Here is an 891-nt window from a genome sequence, read left to right as displayed (position 1 = left end):
AGACGCAGAAACAAAAGCGCGCTTTAAAGCGTACAGCAATCAGCAATAGTCGTTGAGTGACTGACCTGATTTAAAAAGCCACTTAATGTGGCTTTTTTTGATCATGCAAAGTAGACAGCAGCAAGTCAGGTGCTTGCACGACTTTGGTCTTGGTGAGGAAATCATGCAACAAACGTCGCTCTGGATGAAAAACAAGCAACACAAGGTTCACCAACGGGACGCCAGGAATAAACATTTCGAGTAGGTAGCTGATGCCAAGCCGGATGGAAACCGTCACTTTGGTCGCGGCACGACCATTTTTCATCACCACTTTGATACCAACAAAACGCATGCCGATGGTTTGCCCTTCCTTCAACCAATACCAGTTAATCACGAGAAGAATGGGAACAGTGAGGAGGTACACCGCGTGGGTGTCGTAAACAAGCGTGAAGTTTTCTTGCAGGGATAAACGGAAGTCATAGAGCCAAAAATTGATACCCAACGCGATCACAACGACAACGCTAATGACGACGAACAGATCAACGAAACCGCCTATAAGCCGCTGCATTTTGCTCGCAATTGAAGAGTACATATAACCACCTACAACAACAGTGAACGCAGTCTAGGCATTGTTGTATATGTGCTCAATTGATAAGTCTATAAATTCGTATCATGTCTCAAAAGTGATTTTTAATTTACACCGATATAACTTAGTTATCTCGGTTTCAGCGATGGGTGGATACTTACCAATAACGCTCATAGATAACGTGACCGCCTGTTCGAGTTCGATACTTTTCTAACCCTAATTCTTGCAGCACAGGCAAGGTATCTTTAATCATCTCTGGGTTACCACACAGCATCACAAAGCTGCTTTGCGGAGAGAAAGGCACATCCACTTTATTGGCAAGCTCA

The 891-nt window shown here is 44.1% G+C and carries 1 protein-coding gene and 1 pseudogene; both read right to left on the bottom strand.

What is annotated here, in order from left to right:
- Nucleotides 1–82: 82 nt before the first annotated feature.
- On the bottom strand, nucleotides 83–571 hold the full coding sequence (locus R7Q46_RS25745; protein ID WP_318078024.1) for an RDD family protein: 489 nt from the start codon (nucleotides 569–571) through the stop codon (nucleotides 83–85).
- Nucleotides 572–722: 151 nt separating this feature from the next.
- Nucleotides 723–891: pseudogene (locus R7Q46_RS25740) on the bottom strand (ferredoxin--NADP reductase); the annotation flags it as partial.

Source organism: Vibrio sp. 811, from assembly GCF_033339195.1.
Note: the sequence above shows the minus strand (reverse complement) of the source record. Positions and strands in the feature narration are given on the sequence as shown.